Raw genomic sequence first — 17368 nt, 5'->3', positions numbered from 1 at the left:
TTCCGGTGGACCTGACCTGGAGCTGCTACCAGGGCGGCACGGAGCCGTGCGGCGTGTGCGATTCATGCCGCATCCGCGACCGCGCTCTGATCGAGGCGGGCCGCCTGGACTTGGCGACCTGCTACGCGCAGGCGCAGGCCACGTCGGCCCTCTGAGTATGGCGAAGTATCCCAGTCTTCTTGTGGTGAGTTCCTGTACTGGAGCGAAACGGGCGAAGCCCGCCAATCAACTGGTGCTCTCGGATTTCCGTCAGGGCCGCGAGCATCTGAGTCGGCGGGAACAGGAACTTGCGCCGTACCGTATGGCGGCCAAACTGATGTACACCGGCATGCAGCATCAGCAGGTATCTCAGGCTTTTGACCTGCTGAGGACCCGCAGAAATGTCGTCAGCCGGTTGGAGATCATTTCTGCTGGGTATGGCCTGATTCACCAGTACGACTTCATCGTGCCCTACGAGACAACCTTCAACGACCTCAAGCGTCGGGAGGTGCTGGACTGGAGCCGGCAACTGCGCATTCATGAGGATCTCAATGCCAGGGTGCAGGAATACGACATTGTCGTATTCCTGCTGGGCGAGAATTATCTGAGGTCGGCACTTCTCCCCCTTGAAAGCCGCCCTGATCAGAGTTTCATTTTCCTGGCGAGTGGTGGCAGCGCGGCGGTGCTGCCCCAACACGCGGCGAAGCAGGCGGTGCTGCCCCTGGTCAACAAGGACGCGCGGCGCTTCGGGTACGGCATGGTGGGCTTGAAGGGGTTCTTGTTTCACCAGTTGGCGCACGCGGTCGTGGACCGACCTGAAGTGTTGTGTGAGTGGCATGCAGATCCGCATGCGGCCATCGAGTACCTCGAGGCGTGGCAGGCCCAACGAACCTCACCGGTTCTGTTGTCGGTGGAGGAGCAGTCGGCCGAGCCGGAACCGAACACCACACGCAAACCGGCGCCACTGTCCGTTCACCGCTCGGGCCTCGGCTTCAATCCACAGGGCCTGAGCAGCGCAGAATTTTACCCACCGCCGCAGCACACGCTGCCCGTTACGCCGCGCTCACGGTTTACGGTGGTGATCAACAACCGCGATAAGCTCAAGATCGCCAGAGACGCCGGTGGGCATCCTCTGCCCGCGCCCCGCATGGAGCGCATCTGGAATTTCATTGAGGGAGCCCCGCGGGGATACCTGACGTCCCTGGCGTACCACAACCCTGACAGCGATCCGTTGCCCCAGAGCGCCGAGGGGAACATCTACGATTGCGGCGCGTGGAGTTACAAGTCCGAACCGTACCCGATCTTGAAGAAGAAAAACGGGCCCCTGACGCCTGACGGCACCATGCACCTGTTCGAGACGGCTGGAGCGCGTGAAGGCATGGACATCATCGTGTCGCCGGACATGATGATTCTGGATGGGCTGGACAGTCCGCAGCGGGCGCGGGAAAAAATTGAAGTGTCGCTGCGTTTCGCCAGGGACATGCAGCCCCTGGCCGGCCGACACCGCTTGATGGCCGTGACCCACGGCACGTTTGAGCAACGCCACGAAATGATGGAACGGTATCTGGATCTGGGGTACCGGCACGTTGCACTGGGGAGCTTGGCTCCCAAGTCCAGCCGGGATCCGTATTTTGTGTACCAATGCGTGGAGGATGCGCTGCAGTACCGGGCGCAAGATCCGAGCCTGTACATTCATGTGCTGGGCGTGTCGAGCATCAAGTGGGCGGCGACCCTGACGCATTTGGGCGTCGATTCCTTCGATGGATCGAGCATGTACATGTCCGCGTTCACGGGCGGGACCTTCATGCGGTACGTCCCTGACAGTCCGGAGTTGCTGCGCAAGTACCGCATTGTGGAAAATGTGCCGGGCAGTGACGAATTACCGCCCTGCACCTGCCCGGCTTGCGCAGCCATGCGGGACGAAGGGTGGGACACGCGGGCCCAGGGTGGAAAGCCCAATGACCCGACCGGCCGACCCTACAACGGGGGAAACGAAGCGAACATGGGCCGCGCCGTTCACAACATCAACATGTACCTGCGTGCTCTGCAGGACGTGCAGGCCCGCATCCTGGCCGGGGATGAGAGCCTGCTGGTCAAGCGGGATCGGTATGAGGCGGCTCGAGATCGGAGGTCTCAGCAGGAGCATGAGGTAGAGCGCCTGCTGAACTGAGTCTGGGCGGTCCGGCAGGGCGGCGCACCGCGTTCACCGGTGCGCCGCCCGCATACACTCAGGTGACGGATTCAGCCGGCGCCGCCAACTCGGCCGTGCAGGCCAGGAGGTCGCCGAACAGAGGAAGGCTTTCATCACGGGAGCGCCCGGCGATGTCGTCCGGTTCCTTGATCCCATGCCGACGGAGCACGCCCTGAATAGCCTCTGGGTGCTGCTGGCGCCACTGGTGGACCGCGGCGGTGACTTGGTCGGAGACGGCGGCCGGGAGACGTTGAACGGCCTGTTCACCCGTGGCCAGACGTTCGGCCAGGGCCTGCAGGCCCGCCAGGTCGATGAGCCCTTCTCTCCGGGGCACGCGGGAACGTGGGCGGGGGCTGGGATGCCGCTCCCGGTGCATTTTCTGCAGGGTGTCGTGGAAGGCCTGGACGGTTTTCATCCACGTCACCGGTTCAAGGTCCTCAAGTCGTTCACGCCAAGTGCGCGACACGGTGACCTGTGTGAGGGGCGGGTTGTTGTCGAGGGCAGTGCGGGCAGTTTCAGACTGCGTGAGGAGGGTGCGCCATTCCGGAGCACGCCAGGTGTGGCTGCTGGGCGGAGACGGTACCGTCCACCCGACCTGATGGGTCAGGCGCTCCAGCTCCCGGCAGATGAGATCCAGTTCATCGGTATGGTGCAGGGCATGGTGCAGGGTCTGCTCAAGCACACTCCACCGCGCCAGGTCCTCCTCGGCTGCTGTATAGGACAGCAGGGCGGCCGCGTACTCCGCGGCGGGTTGCAGTGCCTGGGCGAGGGTCCGTTTGCTGCCGCGTTGCCGGAAAGGTGCTGGGATCACGGACGACAGAGAGATGTCTGCCAGGGTGCGCAGAAATAGGGTGGGATCAAACTGCCGGCATTCCCGCTCAAACAGCGCCGGATCGAGGAAGTCGTCGCGGTGATGGAAGACACTCAGGAACAGGGCGCGGTACTGATCACGCCGTTCTCGCAGGTCACGGTGGGTGCGGTGCAGGATGCGGTGGGGCCGCTCGGCCCGCCAGGCGACCTGCACGTCACGAGACGGTAGGTCGTACTGCAGGAGGGCGCGCCGCCCTGCGGGATCATTGGGCGCCATGGAGTCGCCCTGGCTCACGTGTTGGCACAGCCACCACAGCCCGAACACCAGGCGCTCGTACGGCAGCCCGAGCAGGCGTTCGAGGTGCAGACGCAGGTCCTGCTGGAAGGCCGCGGCGGCCTCTTCGAGCAATTGCCGGGTATACCCTAGATCGGCGAAGCACTCCACGTGGTGACTGCCTGAGAACGAGAAGGTGAGGCACTCTTCAAAGAACTGGGCGGGCAGGGTGCAGGAAAAGTGCAGACTGGGCCAGTGCTCCGGCAGCAGGTCGCCACTGTCAGGCAGGTAGATGGGGAGGTGCTCGTGGCCCCGGGTGTACTCGAGGGGGTCAGCGCTAAGGGCATTCAGGTGGGGATGCTGCACGGCGCGCGGATCAAGCAGCACGCGCATCACACGTTCGATGCCACGCTTGAGGTGCTGCCGCTTTGGAAAAGGGGCGCTCTGAGCGTGCCAGCGTTGCAGTTCGCGGAGGGCCTCGCGCCAGGTGTCGGCGGGATTTTCGGCAGACTTGGTCTGGGAGGCAAAGAGCCGGTTGGATCCCGTGGGGGTCGGAAAGCCCAGGACAGGTGCCAGGGGAGCGTGCCCGAAAGCGCTGGCCACCTCGTCTGGCACGCGAATACTGTCACCTTCAAGCTCGCCATGCCAGTACAGCAGTGCCTGAATCTCGGTGGGCAGGTCTTGGTGGTAGAAGGTGACGCTCGGGGCGCGGAGGTAGGGATGAGGACGGAAGAGGGTGAGGTGGGGCGGCTCGGCGAGGGTCAGGGCCGGCTTGATCACCGCGTCCAGTAGATTCCGGGGCGTCTGACGAGGGTTCCCACTTTCGACCAGGTGGACGTACAGCCGCTCGAGCATGCGGGGCGTGAAGGGATACAGGTCAGCGAACGCGGCGGCTTGACCGGCCGTGGCGGGGGGCAGGCACCCCAGATACCGGCGGACCAGATCGTGCAGATCCTGAGGCTGATTGAGGAAAAAGGTTTCGCCACTCGCATGCGACAGTTGAAACCGGGCGCTGAGACGGTCGCGTACGTACGCCATTTCGGAAAGGTCACCGCCGGCGTGCAGGTGGGAGTGCTCGAACCCACTGGTCAAACCGATCACTGCGTCGAAGCCGGGCGCGGACAGGTCAAAGATATAGTCGAGCAGATCGTCGCGCAGGAAGCCGAGGGTGGTGATGTCCTCGAGCAGCAGCACGGGCCGGCGGCCCTGCTGGGCGGTGTGGTTCACCAGGGCGCGCAGGGTGGGCTCCAAGGACTGAATTCCCAGCACTTCGCGCGCCGCACCGGACAACCAGGCCGCGAGCGGCAGATCCGGCGGACTGGGGGGCAGGTCCGTGGGGAGCTCCAGGGCCGCGCCGGTGGGCTGGTACAAACGCGTGGCCAGCGTGGGCAGGAATGGGTCGAGTTGCTCGATGTAACCCAATCCCCGCCCCTCCCGGTGGGCACGGAGTTGCAGGTGTAGGCGCAGGTGATCGACCAGCACCGCCTGAGGCAGGTTGGTGATGTGTCCGGCCGTTCCTGGGGGAAGGTGCCTGGCCAGGACGTCCAGGATGCCGGTGAGATTCGCATGACGGCGCGAGATGTGCAGGGGAATGTGGCGTTCACCCAGATGGTATTCCAACCACTGGCAGAGTTCCGATTTGCCGCTGCCTGTTTCTCCGACCACGAACCAGACGCGGTTGCTGTCCATGGGCGCGGACTGTTGAATGAGTTCCAGCACCTCGTGCTCCCCCACGAACTGCCCGTTGATCAGCCCCACGCGATTGTGAGAAACCAGGACGCGTTTCATGCAGGTGTGGGTCAGAGTGAAGATCCGTTCGTCTTTCTGGCGGGATTCGGTGGTGAACACCCGCGCCACGGCCGCCGGGTCAAACGGGGTCCACATCAGGATCTCCTTGCGGCGCGCTCCAGTGACTGACGCGGCGACCACATAGCACGACGCTGCCGACGGTGTCACTGGCGTAGGACAGCGTGAGGTGTCCTTGAGCCTCGAGCCGCAACAGGGCCCGAGCAAATCCCTCATGAACATCCCCGAGTCGGGTGAACACGGCGCAGTATTCGCGGTGCCAGTACTCCAGCATGGGCCGCACCGGGCCACATTCCTCAGGAAGCAATTCTCGCAGTAAAGCGGTGGTGGGGCTGAGGGCGAGGCGTTGAGGCGGCATCCGGATCACCAGGCCCAGATCATGTGCAAACTGCGACCAGAAGTTAACTTTGGTGTCGTTCCAGCGGAAGGCCTGACCAAACGCACTGGATTCCATGACCTCCACCACCTCCGGCACGTCCGTATACACTTTGCCCTGATCCACAAGGGTATCGTGCACCCCGCGGAAAGCCAGTTGAGCCAAATCGCCCTGCTTCGTGAGCAACTGAAGCACGGTTGCCCTCAAGCCGGCTGCGGGGAATGCGGTGCGGAAGGTTCGGTCGTCCCAGGCGCGTTCCGAACCGCATTCGAACAGGCCGAGGGTCACGCCAAAACTGAGGGTTTCTTTGAGAAGCGTGGCGGCGTTGGAGAGGTAATAACTCCAGCGCGGCGTGAGCACGGCGGTTAACTGAGGGAAGGTGAGCTCGCGGCGCTCAGCGATGACGCGGTGGAGGAGAGCAAGGTCGTCATAACGGACTGGTATTCGGCCGATAAGTAGGCTGCCTGCCATTCACCTTCTCCTTCGATCTCGAGTTTGGAGTGGTAGTGGTTATGGATGCACCGGGCATACTTTGCTCGGGTGTCACTGCCCATCAACTGCTCAGGGTTCTCACGGCATACAGGACAGACGCAGGGGAGTGGACGGGCGAGGCTGCTGTAATACCCTGTGATTTGCGGAGATTCCGGACGTGTGGATTTGTCACTAATGAAGCGGTAGCGGCGGTACGGGCGGGCGTAGATGACGCTGCCGTAGATTGCACACCAGATGGCCGTGGCAGAGTCACAACTGAACACGCCGTTGCTGCGCAGGCGGTCGAGGACGTACTGCGCTGTGACACCGAGGGCGTGCAGAGGGACGTCGCCGGCGCCTTCGACGGCGGCTTCGATCATCAGAGGAAGCAGTTTGCGATTGCGCCGGTGAAGGGCGGCCAGACCGCCCAACCCGATGAGGTCCGGCGCAAATTGCGCGAGTTGGGTGACGACCAGGTACATCTCGTCCGGTGTGCGGGCCTGGGCAACGGTCATGCGGGCGTACCCGGCCTGGATGGGCTGCTGCATGAACCATTCTGCGTTGATCAGGGTGACGTGGACGCTGCTGCGGGGGTCCGTGTCCGGGCGGGGCAGCACGTCACAATGACCGATGGTGATCCGGCTGCGTGGAAACTGTTCGGCGATGGCCAGTTGATCGAAAAGGGTGCGCAGGCGGTTGCGCTTGGCGTTTCGCTTGCCGTGGTGGTAGGCACCACTGTCAATCATTACCTCCGCAGGGGGCAGGAACCGGTACTGATGGCGGGTGGAGTAGGTGGTGGGGGAGAGCAATATGCGGGCGTGGGGGTCGAGTTGGGCCACTGGAAAGTCCCAGGGTGTGAAGGTACTGAAGTAATTCACCGCGACCTCCTGAAGATCAGCGTATGCCATCGCGGCGCACCGGAATCTCCCTCCTTCTTCGACTATTGCTGATGGAAACGCATGAATGTCTTATAACACAAATAGTGTTCAACATGATAGTGTGTAGACGGCGTGCCAGGCGTGCTTTGCATAGTGGTCCACGTGTCGTCGTCTACCGCCAGGGAACGCTTTGCCCGTGCCATGCGCACCCTCCGGCAGACCAAGGGGCTGTCCCAGGAGGACCTTGCCGAGCGCGCTGGCCTGCACCGCAATTACATCGGCTCCGTCGAACGCGGAGAACGCAATGTAGGCATCGACAATCTGGAGCGCATCGCTCAGGCCCTGGAGACCGAACTGATCGACCTGATCGGGCGGTCTGACTAATCGGGGAGGGTAGGCGGGCACCGGGCGGTCCGGGTCCGCCGCCCCTCTTGGAGCAGGCGTTGCCTACTCCCTTGAGAGCTCGGACACTGGACAGCCGCGAGGTCACCCCTGACGACGCGGTCCCGCGTCGCCGCCTGCGCACACTCCATGATGTCCTTGAAGCCTTCCCTGAGATCGCGGACATCATCATTGACGACACCGAGCAGCACCCCAGGACAACCCAAGAAGAAGAGGAGCAGCGGTCCCGAGAAGAAGGCTGTCGGGTGGCTCAAGGATCAGAGGAAATTCTTCAGTGCCAAGAAGGACGCGTACACCCTCAAAACGCAGGTGGCGTGACGCTGGGTGGGCTTGTTTTGCACCTCAGTGCGGCCGCCGGCGTGACGTTCACCCATTGATCGGTCCAGCCCGAATGAGTCCAGCGTACTTTAACCCGCCAGTTGGCGGGCGAACTCCTGTGGCGTGAGGTTCCCAAGCGGGCTGTGCGGCCGCACAACGTTGTAGTCCCGCCGCCAGATGGCGAGGCTCAGCCTCGCCTGCGGCATGCTCAGAAACCAGTGGACGTTCAAAAATCCATCCCGCATCCGGCCGTTGAAACTCTCGATATAGGCGTTCTGGACAGGCTTCCCAGGATCAATGAACTGATGAGTGATGCCCTGCATGTACGCCCACTGGTCCAGTGCGCTTCCCGTGAACTCCGGCCCCTTGTCGGTCAGCAGCACCTTGGGCTTGCCGCGTTCCTGGATCGCGTCTGCGAGCAGACGCACCACGGTGCTGCCAGGGATTGACGTCGACGCACAGCTGAGCACGCACTCCCGGGTACCGTCGTCCACAACGTTGAGGATCCGGAAACGCTGTCCGTTCGCCAACTGGTCACTGACGAAGTCCAAGCTCCAGCGCTCGTTGGCCCTGGTCGGCGACGTGACTCGGCAGTTGGGTCCGCGCGGCCCCCTTTCTGCGGATCTTTTTGCGGACCGCCAAGCCTTCATCCCGGTACACGCGATAGACGCGCTTGTGGTTGACGATCACGCCCTGTCGGCGCAGCAGGATGTGGAGGCGTCGGTATCCGAACCGAGGACGCTCGCCCGCGAGCGTCCTGAGCTTGTCCGCCAGGTCACGGTCGTCTTTCGTGCTGCGGTGACGCTGTGTTGAACGGTGAAAACCAAGGGTGCAACAGGCTGGCCGCTCACTGATCCCGAACAGATTTCGCACTTCCCGGATGACCCGCCGTTTGACGGGTGTCTGGGCCTGCGGTGACTGGTCGGGATTCACCACTTTCGGCCCACCACCTCCTTGAGGAGGCTGTTGTCGAGCGCCAGATCCGCCACCAGCTTCTTCAAGCGGCGGTTTTCTTCTTCCAGCCGACGGACGCGCTTCGCGTCGTCCTTGGTCATGCCCCCGAACCGTGCCTGCCACCGGTGGATGGTTGCCTTGGAGACCCCGGAGAGCCTGGCCACGTCACCGACTGCGGTGCCCGCCTCAACCTGGGCCAAGACATCGAGGATCTCGTTTTCGCTGTACTGCTTGTGCTTCATGACCCCTCCCTGGAGACGATCTTGTCTCATTCGGAGTGGGCCGACAAACCGGGGTCATGTCAGGCGTGCGCACCCATAACATGAAGGTCCTGAAGCAGTCGAGATTGCTCGGTCGCCTGCCGCGGGAAGCCGTATCTGGGGGGACCGAGGGTCCGTGGGGCTGGACAGGTTGTGCCCCGAGCACGAAGTCATCGTTCCCCGGATGCGCCCCCGGGGCAATAGGTCGAGCAGTAAGGACCGCGATCTGAACCAGCAGTTCTCCACGATGCGGATCGCTGTGGAGAACATGGTGTGCAATATGGGGAAGCTCAGGATTTGCCGCGAGTTCTACCGGAACGACACCCGGCGGTACGGCCGGTTCTGGGGCTGTGTGGTCGGCTTGGTCAATTTCCGCACCGTTAATCGCTCGCCCCAGCTCGCTTGAATCGCCGGAACACAGAGCGGGGGAGGCATCAATTCCCCCGCTCTCCTCGCATCCCAACTGCGCAATAGGCCTTCAATAAGAAAATCTAGTTATTTTAAACTTGGACCAACATGAAGTGATTTTCACCCTGTGAATCGACATTTATTCTGTTTTGTCTCACAACTGCGCAACAGGTCTTGAAGGTGTGTGATACACCTGCGAAAATTTGAGAGCGACCTCGCTGAGGTGACTGCGCAGGTCGGCCGGAGCCACCACTTCCACCTCTGCTCCCCAGCCAAGAATCCACGGGACCAGTTCCTTCCAGCCGCCGACAGTCAGCACGACGCGCGTATGTCCAGAGGACAACACCACCACCTCCGCCTGAAGACCCAGGGGCATCTCGGCAACTCGATCTTTCATCTCGGGAGTGAAAAACAGCTCGACTCGTGTGGGAGGGCCGGTCATGATGCCCCAGGCGTTGGAGAGGTATTCGAGCGGATGGAACTGCTCGGGAATTTTACATTCGTCGGACAGGAGATAGGAGTTGCGCATGCGGGAGAGTCGGTAAACCCGAGGGTCGGGACTGTCTCCTAGGCGGTTATGACCTATGGCATACGCTTCACGGTTCCGGGCGTTGACCTCGATGAAGTAGATAACGAGTTCTATCTCGGAGATCCGGGTCACAGAATGGTATTGGGCACGAAGGACCCGACCTTCTAGCCAAGCCTGTGCCACCAGTTCGAAGGTACGGGAAGCCTGACCGTTTGGTTTATGTCGGTATGCTTCATTGGCCATCAACGCCACGCGGCGCGCAGGAGCCGGCAATTGTTCGGTGAGTTTTTTGAGTGCGCTGAGGTAATGCAGATTGTACTCCGCCGCGTGGTGGTAAAGCATGCGTGCAGCGGAATATAGGGCCAGTGCTTCGACGGAGTTGAGGGTGGTGGCCCGGAGAGGTCGGCTGTATCTTCCGTTTGAAGAACGTTTCACTTCGTCAGTGAGCACCAGTTCTTCCAAGTCCCGTTGCACGCTGCGGAGTTTCGTTTCGGGCAGTCCGAGGCGGCGCGTCAACTCGCGCGCAGTGCACTCTGCACCGCTCAGCGTAGAGAGAACGGCTCGGACGCGTTGGGCTTTGGTGACCGGCACACTCATGGGAGCTCTCCTGGGTGAGGACAAATTTTTCCGGCACCAACGGTGTGGAAATGCGGGGAAGAAACGGAGTGGGTGTTGCAGTGACAGAAGAAACGGGACGCATGTCAGGGATCTCGTTCAGTAAATCTCTCAATGATAGGAAGACGCGAACTCCCGGCCGAATGCCTGAGCGGGCAAGACAGAAGGTGTTGCCTTAATGTGCCACAAAGGACCCCCTTGGTGAGTGGCATCAGTTCAATTCGATTAGAGGCTGCCAAGCACCCTATGCAAAGAGCGGCTTGAGATTGTTGCAGAGCAGAGCACACGCCGCCAAGACATGAACGCCGACCAGCGTCGAGGATAGTCGTTCCAAGTCCCGTCCCAGACGACGGAATCTGGAGAGCCACGCGAAGGAGCGCTCGACCACCCAGCGTTTCGGCACCAGGATGAAGCCTTTGCTCGCCTCTGGCCGTTTGACCACGATCAATTCGACGCCAGCTTCGGTGGCGTCGGTCGCCGTCCGCTCGCCCGTGTACCCCTGGTCAGCAAAGGCAACTTCCACGTTCACGCCCGTGGCCTCCTGCACCTCCAAGCACAGGTCAAAGACCTGTGCCCTGTCCTGTTCGTTGGCGGGCGTGGTCAACACCGCCAGCAGGTGACCGAGGGGGTATCCACCGCAAGATGCACCTTGGTGCCTTTGCGCTTCTTCGCGCCGTCATAGCCGGCGCGGTGCCCACTTTCGGGTGTGCTCTGAAGGGTGCGGTCGATGATGATCGCGGTCGGTTCGCCGTTCCTGGCCTTCTCGACTCGGGATAACAGCCGCAAGTCATGGGCCGCGTTCAGGAAACAGTCGGCCTCAAACCAGCGGTGCGCCTGTTGGCGCACCGTTTCCGCCGGTGGAAAGTCGTGGGGAAGGTACGCCCACTGGGCACTGGTACGGGCCACCCAGAGCAGCGCGTTCAGGACGTGCCGAATAGGGTATTTCCGCTGTACAGCATCCTTGGGACGGAGCACGAGGTAGGGCAGGAGACACAGATTAGGTGTCGTCATCGACGTTGCTCGGGTAGCCTCTCTGGGTCACCCGGTTGCTCTGCTTGCGCCAGAGTGACGCCCACCAACTTTAAGCGCGTGCTTAGCAGCCTCCAGATGGCACGCCAGAGAACACGACCATATCTTAGGAGGCCGCTAAAGCATGACGCATCATGAGACCTCTCCCTACGTCACCCATTGACACGGCCGCGGATCACACTGAAGGTCGGGAGCAGTTAACCGTCGGTAGAACGCGGCGCCGCCTCGGCAGTTCTGCGTTGATCACCGGCGTAGAACGGTCATGCAAATGGATTGCGGCCCTGTCCAGGAACCCACTTGTTGCCTTGCCTAGACCACTTGAGACCCATTTGATGGCGAGCAAGCTTTCGGCCCTTGACCACGTCAATAGATGACGCCTGACGGCGTAAACTACCTAAAACCTAAACACAAATTAAGCGCATTGCTGAGTTTCTCATTTGCTAAGGAGTTGTTCATGGTAAGTATTCGGGTCGGTCAATTGGTTACCTGGAAGACTCAAGCCGATTTAGGTACAGCGAAAGTCACGGCGGTACAAGGGGCGACCGCATGGATCGACTACTTCGTGTCGGTGGCCAAGCGCCGACCCTTTGAAGCCCCTGTCAAAGAGCTCGAGCCGTTTACACCTTGGCCTCAGAACCGTGTGTATATCCGCAACGAAGGTCAATGGCAGATGGGGCGCATTGGCGCTTACCGAGAGGATCCCTTTGACGCCTTCTACATTCGTTTTCCCAACGATAAAGCTCGCGAAATTCCAGAGCATGACGTGTACCTGCGCTCGGCAGGCGATGTTCAACCCGTTGAGGTCCTGAAGCTTCACGGACATGAAACGCCATTCTTTTTCAATGAGCGTTGGCCGCTTGTCCAGGTACTCACGGAACAACGCGGGGCCTCGCGCGGCATCACGGCCCTTTTGTCGAGTGCTGTTGACCTGCGCGACCACCAAGTGGACGTGATTCGGCGCGTGCTTCATGACCCGGTTCAACGTTACCTCCTCGCGGACGAAGTCGGTCTGGGGAAAACCATTGAGGCGGGTGTAATCGTCCGCCAGTTCCTGATCGACCATCCACAGGGCTGTGTGACCTTTCTCGTTCCTGCACACCTTCAGGCGCAGTGGCAGCAAGAACTGCGCCACCGCTTCTTTCTGCAGGATTTCCCACAGGCACACGTTCGCGTTCTGGCGCACGGCACGGCCAACTTACCCTCAAGTGACTTCGTGGTCATTGATGAAGCGCACCATCTTGCTGAAGGCGCCTTTGGCGCGGCACCGGCACAACAGCAATTTCAGAGGTTGGCCCGCTGGGTGCACGCCTCGCCACGCCTCCTCCTGCTGTCAGCCACCCCGGCCTCCAGCGATCAAGACGCCTATCTCGGCATGCTGCACCTGCTTGACCCAGGCGTGTACCAACTGGCCGACCGGGACGCATTTCAAACGCGTGTTCGCGAACGCGAGCGCATCGGGATGCTGTTCTTTGCTCTCCAGCCTGAGGTGCCGGCCGAAGTGCTGCAGCCCACACTGGATGAAGTGCTGAGCCTGTTCCCTGAGGACACGCGGGCAAGGGACCTGATCAGCGAACTCATGGGGGTTCCTGAAACCGCGGTCGCTCACCGGCGCAAGTTAATTGGCGCCCTGCGCACGCATCTGAGCGAGACGTACCGCCTGCACCGCCGGATGCTGCGCCACCGCCGCGCGGCGCACGCTGAACACCTGGTACGTGGCCGGACGCTTGGCCGAATGATTGATTTGCCGCAGCAGGACGCCCGCAGTGCCTGGGAAGCGTTTGACGCCTGGCGAGAAGCCCTCGCGGAAGCTCACGACCGCAGCGACCTGCCTTTCGAACAGGCGGCCTCCTTCCTGTCTGCCATGTGGGAAGCAGCCAGTTCCGGTCCTGCCGCCTGGTGCGACGCGGCCACCTCCCGCTTGCAACACCGCTCCTTTCCGGCTGGACCCGCCGAGCGTGAAGTGTTGACCCTGATGCTGACGAGGTTGAATGCCATCAACCCCGAGGGGCTCACGGCCGAAATCACCCGGACCGTAGAGCACCTCATCCGCACAGAGGCCGGCAAAACCGTGGTGTTTGCCAGCTCTCCTTCTGCCGTACGCGCCGTCGGCAAAGCCTTGAAACACGTGCTGGGGGAAACGCGAGTGGCCAATTTTCTGGATGAACCGGATGCGGTGCGCCGATTTCAGCAGTCCAGGCAATGCCAGGTGCTTTTGGTCGATCAGAGTGGCGAGGAGGGTCTCAACCTGCAGTGCGGGGACGTGTTGATTCACCTGGATATTCCCCTTAATCCCAACCGTCTTGAGCAACGCCTCGGCCGCTTGGACCGCTATGGGCGGGGGAAACCTATTGTGTCTTACGTGCTGCAGCACGACTCGTGGCCAGACGTCCTGAAAGCCCATGCTGAAGTCATGGCACAGGGCCTAGGTATCTACGACCGTTCGGTGGCCAGTCTGCAGTTTCTGATTGACAGTTTCCGCACCGAAGAAGTGCAGGCCGTGCTCGGCGGCGCCCCAGCCCTCCAGGCCTGGGCCCAGACCCTGCCCGAGCGCATCCGTGAAGAACTTGAGCGCCTGGACATGAGCGAGATGCTGGACGCCATCCAGCCTGAAGCCAATCAAGAACTTGCGCAGATGATGGATGACCTCGGTGACGCCGAAGCACAAGGGTTTGACCGGATCTTCACCCGCTGGGTGAATCGGGCTCTGCTGTTCCGGGCAACCTACACCGACTCGAGCGTCCAGTTCAGCTTTGTGCCGGAAAAGACCCTGGTGCCTTGGGAGCGGATTGCCCAGACCTTCAAACACGTCCAGAATCGCCCCAGCACCTTCTCTCGGCGCGAAGCCCAACTTCACCGGCACCATCTGCTGCGCGCCGGGGAGCCGTTCGTGGACGCCCTGACCGAATATTTCAGCTGGGATGACCGTGGCCGGTCTTACGCCTTCTGGCGCGCGCATCCCGATTGGGTGGAAGATCCCACTGTCGTGTTCGCGTTTCATTACGTGATCGAGGGAGACCTGAGACCTGTCCAGAACTTGGCGGAACGCGAAGGCTTGGACATGAAGGTCCTGCGCCGACAACTCGACAGCCTGCTGCGCCCCTGTACCCGGACCATCTACATAGACCGTTTCGGGCAGGTGCTTCCGGGCCATGTGCAGGCCATGGTCAGTCCGGCATACCAGTGTTTCGGAGGCGCCGTGGATCACAACCTGAACCCGCAACGTCTCTGGGCGTTGACGGAACTGATGCCGCAGGGTGAATGGCTGCGGGCCTGCGATGAAGTTGAGCGCGTCGCCGAAGGCCGGCTCCGCACCGAGGAACAGCTGACCAAGCACTTGGAACAGGCCGCCCAGACCGCCGAGTCCCGGTTGCACGAACGTCTGGAGCAGTTGCGCTCCCGTCACCGTTCAGGACGGACGGATGTGACAGACCGGGGGCTTGCGGTGGAATCGGAGCTTCTTGACGCCCTGCTCAGAGGCGTGCGAACACCGTGCCTGCACCTGGACTCGGTCGGCGCCGTGGTGCTGTCGGCTCAGACGCCCTTTACGGACGAGCTGTGACGTCTGTCAGCCAGGCATTTGTGGCTTTGCAAGACGGCCTCCTGCGGGGCGCCTGGGCGGACGTTCAATTTGAAGATCCGGTGTACCAACGCTGGCAGCAGGCGGCCCGGCACGCACATCGGGAAGGCCACCCGGCAGGCCGTGGCAGCCTGGACGTGGCGACCCTGACCCGTCAGATTCTCCGCCGCGAAACCGAGCGGTCAGGGCAGGCTGTGGATCTCGCGGTCCCGCACCCCACTTCAGCGTGGCCAGATGAAGCGTATTGGCAGGCGTGTGGGGTGACCATCCGGGCGCGTCAGGAGCGCCATGTGGTGGTGCGCGCCGAACCATGGACCCCTCTTTTCGCCGGTGGGGTTGATCCCACCGCGCAGGCCATGGCTCAACGTCGGCGCCGAGAACCTGTGCATATTCCAGCCGATCCTTTGTTCGAGGAGATGACTGGATTCGATGCTTACAGCAGTTCCGGTCAGCAGCAGGCGCTGCGGGCCGTGTGGTTCGCCGCGCCAGGTGCCACCATTATCACGGTCCTACCTACGGGGACCGGCAAGAGTGCCGTGGCGCACGTGCCCGCACTGAGTGCGGTGCGTCAGGGTCGCATCAGCGTCATGGTGGTCCCGACCGTTGCCTTGGCGCTGGATCAGGAACGTGCTCTTCAGGCTTTGGCCCTCTCGGCAAATATCGAACTGCCAGCGGTCCTGGCCTTCCATGGGGGACTGACGGCAGCGCAGCGACAAGCCTACCTCGAGCGGATTCAGAGCGGAACGCAGGGGGTCATCATCACCTCCCCCGAGCAACTCGTATCGAGTTTGTCCAGTGCCATGTACCGCGCGGCGGAAGCGGGGCAGTTGGCGTACCTCACGCTTGATGAGGCTCACCTGGCCACCCAATGGGGCGCTGACTTCCGCCCGGAATTCCAGACGCTCGCGGGGTTGCGCCGGGCCTTGTTGGACGCCGCCCCCCCCGAACACCGGCTGGTCACCATGCTGCTCACGGCGACGCTGACGGACGCAGATCTACACACTCTCAGGGGCCTGTTCGGCCAGCCGGGCCCCTGCGACCTCATCGCGGCCGTGAAACTGCGGCCTGAAATTGAGTACTGGTCAGCTGCCCTTCCCAGCGCAGAAGAACGACGCGCCGCGGTGCTCGAAGCGGTGTTGTACGCGCCCAAACCCGCTGTGGTCTACACCACACGGGTCCGGGACGCGAAAGCCCTGCATGCCGCACTCACCGAATTGGGATTGTCCCGGGTGGGGTTGCTGCACGGCGAATGCTCCACCGAGGAACGCGTTCAGGTGGTCCGTGGATGGCGCGCCGCTGAACTCGACGTGGTGGTCGGCACGGCCGCGTTCGGTGTAGGCATTGATCAGGCCCATGTCCGCACGGTCATCCACGCTTGCGTACCGGAAAGCGCGGATCGCTACTATCAGGAAGTTGGCCGGGGAGGACGTGACGGCCGCACCTCACTGGCCCTGACTTTGACCGCGCCCCAGGATTGGGACGACGCAGCCCGCATGGCGGAACGTCAGGTCATCACGGTCGAGCGTGGGTTGCAGCGCTGGCGTCGGATGTTCCAGGCCGCTCAGCAGCTCACATTCGGGGTCTTCCGCGTTGACATGGATCTCAATCCTGCCGATCTCACCCGGACAAACGAGCGCAGCCGGACGTGGAACGTTAATACGCTCAACCTCATGGCGCGCGCGGGGCTGATCCGGCTTCAGCACATGCCCCCACCGCGTAGAGGGCCCGAGGACGATGAGCGCACACACCAGCGGGCCTGGGACGAGCACCACCGGTCACAGTGGGTGGAAATTCTCGATCCTCTCCACCTCAAGGAAAGCACCTGGGAAGCGCGGGTTGAACCGGTGCGCAAAGAGGCGCAGCGCGAAGCAAGGCGCAGCCTTCGCCTGCTTGGTCAGGTGCTGAGAGGAGAACGGGAGGTGAGTGAGGTGCTGTGTGACGTATACCGGGTGCAGGCCTCCGAGGCGTTCCCCCTGGACGCCATCTACCCGCAGCCCGCGTGTGGTGGGTGCCTGGTCTGCCGATCGGAACGCCGCCTCCCGGATTCAGGTGTGGATCCGCAACCGCTGGTGGTGCACTGGCAGGCGCCGCCCGCTGATCTGGGTGACCTGATGTCCCCGGGCCGGGTCACAATGATAGAAGTGCACGATGACCAGCACCGTCAGCAGTGGCTCCGCCGCCTGATCTCGCGGGGGGTTCAAGTCTTGGTCGACCCTGACCGAACACTGCTGCCGGCTCAACTCAAGGCCCTGCAGGTGCACTCACCCCGCCCCTTGCTGGTCGAGCGCAGCGACCTGCTGCTGTTCGCGCCACCGCTGGCCAGTGTTCTGCTGGCACCGAGCGAGTGGGATTCGCTTCCAGACAGTTGGTTGGAGACCAGCGAGACCCCCCGCCTCATTTTGCATCTGCCCCATCACACCCACACCGACAGGGGCGAGCCTCTGTCACACATCTCGGCCCGCTTTATCCGTGCGGTCCACTGAAAGGCCAA

At 62.2% G+C, this 17368-nt stretch carries 12 protein-coding genes and 1 pseudogene; 5 read left to right on the top strand and 8 right to left on the bottom strand.

The genetic code is table 11. The annotated features are described in order from the left end of the window. Positions 1-5 precede the first annotated feature (5 nt). Both IEY21_RS13525 and IEY21_RS13520 read left to right on the top strand, forming a co-directional pair. Positions 6-155 carry a 7-cyano-7-deazaguanine synthase gene (locus IEY21_RS13525; protein ID WP_229753104.1) on the top strand — a complete coding sequence of 50 codons (150 nt, stop codon included), beginning with the start codon at positions 6-8 and terminating at the stop codon, positions 153-155. A 2-nt stretch (positions 156-157) separates the two neighbouring features. Then, entirely contained in the window at positions 158-2149 is a 1992-nt protein-coding gene (locus IEY21_RS13520; RefSeq protein WP_188904875.1) for a DUF6884 domain-containing protein, read from the top strand. A gap of 58 nt (positions 2150-2207) precedes the next feature. Here IEY21_RS13520 and IEY21_RS13515 read toward each other — a convergent pair whose 3' ends face one another. The 3 genes from IEY21_RS13515 to IEY21_RS13505 are packed head-to-tail and all read right to left on the bottom strand — an operon-like array spanning position 2208 to position 6815. Next, complete coding sequence (locus tag IEY21_RS13515) at positions 2208-5102, bottom strand: hypothetical protein (RefSeq protein WP_188904874.1); 2895 nt, start codon at positions 5100-5102, stop codon at positions 2208-2210. A 19-nt stretch (positions 5103-5121) separates the two neighbouring features. Then, on the bottom strand, positions 5122-5796 hold the full coding sequence (locus IEY21_RS13510) for a hypothetical protein (protein WP_188904873.1): 675 nt from the start codon (positions 5794-5796) through the stop codon (positions 5122-5124). 5 nt (positions 5797-5801) lie between these two features. Continuing rightward, a complete protein-coding gene (locus IEY21_RS13505) occupies positions 5802-6815 on the bottom strand; it encodes a hypothetical protein (RefSeq protein ID WP_188904872.1) in 1014 nt (337 codons plus the stop codon). A 132-nt stretch (positions 6816-6947) separates the two neighbouring features. On the opposite strand from IEY21_RS13505, the gene IEY21_RS13500 reads away from it, so the two are divergent. Further along, entirely contained in the window at positions 6948-7169 is a 222-nt protein-coding gene (locus IEY21_RS13500) for a helix-turn-helix domain-containing protein (protein WP_229753103.1), read from the top strand. A 425-nt stretch (positions 7170-7594) separates the two neighbouring features. Here IEY21_RS13500 and IEY21_RS13495 read toward each other — a convergent pair whose 3' ends face one another. The 5 genes and pseudogenes from IEY21_RS13495 to IEY21_RS13475 all read right to left on the bottom strand — a co-directional run bounded on the left by IEY21_RS13495 (position 7595) and on the right by IEY21_RS13475 (position 11313). Beyond that, on the bottom strand, positions 7595-8155 hold the full coding sequence (locus tag IEY21_RS13495; protein ID WP_188904871.1) for an integrase core domain-containing protein: 561 nt from the start codon (positions 8153-8155) through the stop codon (positions 7595-7597). Further along, positions 8040-8441 (bottom strand): IS3 family transposase, encoded by a 402-nt coding sequence (locus IEY21_RS13490; protein ID WP_188904870.1) that lies wholly within the window; start codon positions 8439-8441, stop codon positions 8040-8042. The genes IEY21_RS13495 and IEY21_RS13490 overlap by 116 nt, the downstream gene beginning before the upstream one ends. Next, positions 8435-8701 carry a transposase gene (locus IEY21_RS13485; RefSeq protein ID WP_188904869.1) on the bottom strand — a complete coding sequence of 89 codons (267 nt, stop codon included), beginning with the start codon at positions 8699-8701 and terminating at the stop codon, positions 8435-8437. The genes IEY21_RS13490 and IEY21_RS13485 overlap by 7 nt, the downstream gene beginning before the upstream one ends. A 580-nt stretch (positions 8702-9281) precedes the next feature. After that, complete coding sequence (locus tag IEY21_RS13480) at positions 9282-10253, bottom strand: helix-turn-helix transcriptional regulator (protein ID WP_188904868.1); 972 nt, start codon at positions 10251-10253, stop codon at positions 9282-9284. Between the two features lie 262 nt (positions 10254-10515). After that, positions 10516-11313: pseudogene (locus IEY21_RS13475) on the bottom strand (IS5 family transposase). Positions 11314-11754: 441 nt separating this feature from the next. Between IEY21_RS13475 and dpdE the strand changes: the two are divergent. Continuing rightward, entirely contained in the window at positions 11755-14859 is a 3105-nt protein-coding gene (dpdE, locus tag IEY21_RS13470) for a protein DpdE (RefSeq protein WP_188904867.1), read from the top strand. After that, complete coding sequence (dpdF, locus tag IEY21_RS13465) at positions 14856-17360, top strand: protein DpdF (RefSeq protein ID WP_188904866.1); 2505 nt, start codon at positions 14856-14858, stop codon at positions 17358-17360. The genes dpdE and dpdF overlap by 4 nt, the downstream gene beginning before the upstream one ends. Positions 17361-17368: the final 8 nt, after the last annotated feature.

Origin of the sequence: Deinococcus aerophilus (genome assembly GCF_014647075.1) — a bacterium.
GTDB classification, from domain to species: domain Bacteria; phylum Deinococcota; class Deinococci; order Deinococcales; family Deinococcaceae; genus Deinococcus; species Deinococcus aerophilus.
The sequence above is the reverse complement of the archived record's forward strand: the minus strand, read 5'-3'. Positions and strand labels throughout refer to the sequence as shown.

Bases quoted from the DNA above. Each gene is read 5' to 3' on its own strand.
- IEY21_RS13520 (WP_188904875.1), top strand. From the start codon at position 158: ATGGCGAAGTATCCCAGTCTTCTTGTGGTGAGTTCCTGTACTGGAGCG.
- IEY21_RS13505 (WP_188904872.1), bottom strand. From the start codon at position 6,815: ATGGCATACGCTGATCTTCAGGAGGTCGCGGTGAATTACTTCAGTACC.
- IEY21_RS13495 (WP_188904871.1), bottom strand. From the start codon at position 8,155: ATGAAGGCTTGGCGGTCCGCAAAAAGATCCGCAGAAAGGGGGCCGCGC.
- IEY21_RS13485 (WP_188904869.1), bottom strand. From the start codon at position 8,701: ATGAAGCACAAGCAGTACAGCGAAAACGAGATCCTCGATGTCTTGGCC.
- IEY21_RS13480 (WP_188904868.1), bottom strand. From the start codon at position 10,253: ATGAGTGTGCCGGTCACCAAAGCCCAACGCGTCCGAGCCGTTCTCTCT.
- dpdE (WP_188904867.1), top strand. From the start codon at position 11,755: ATGGTAAGTATTCGGGTCGGTCAATTGGTTACCTGGAAGACTCAAGCC.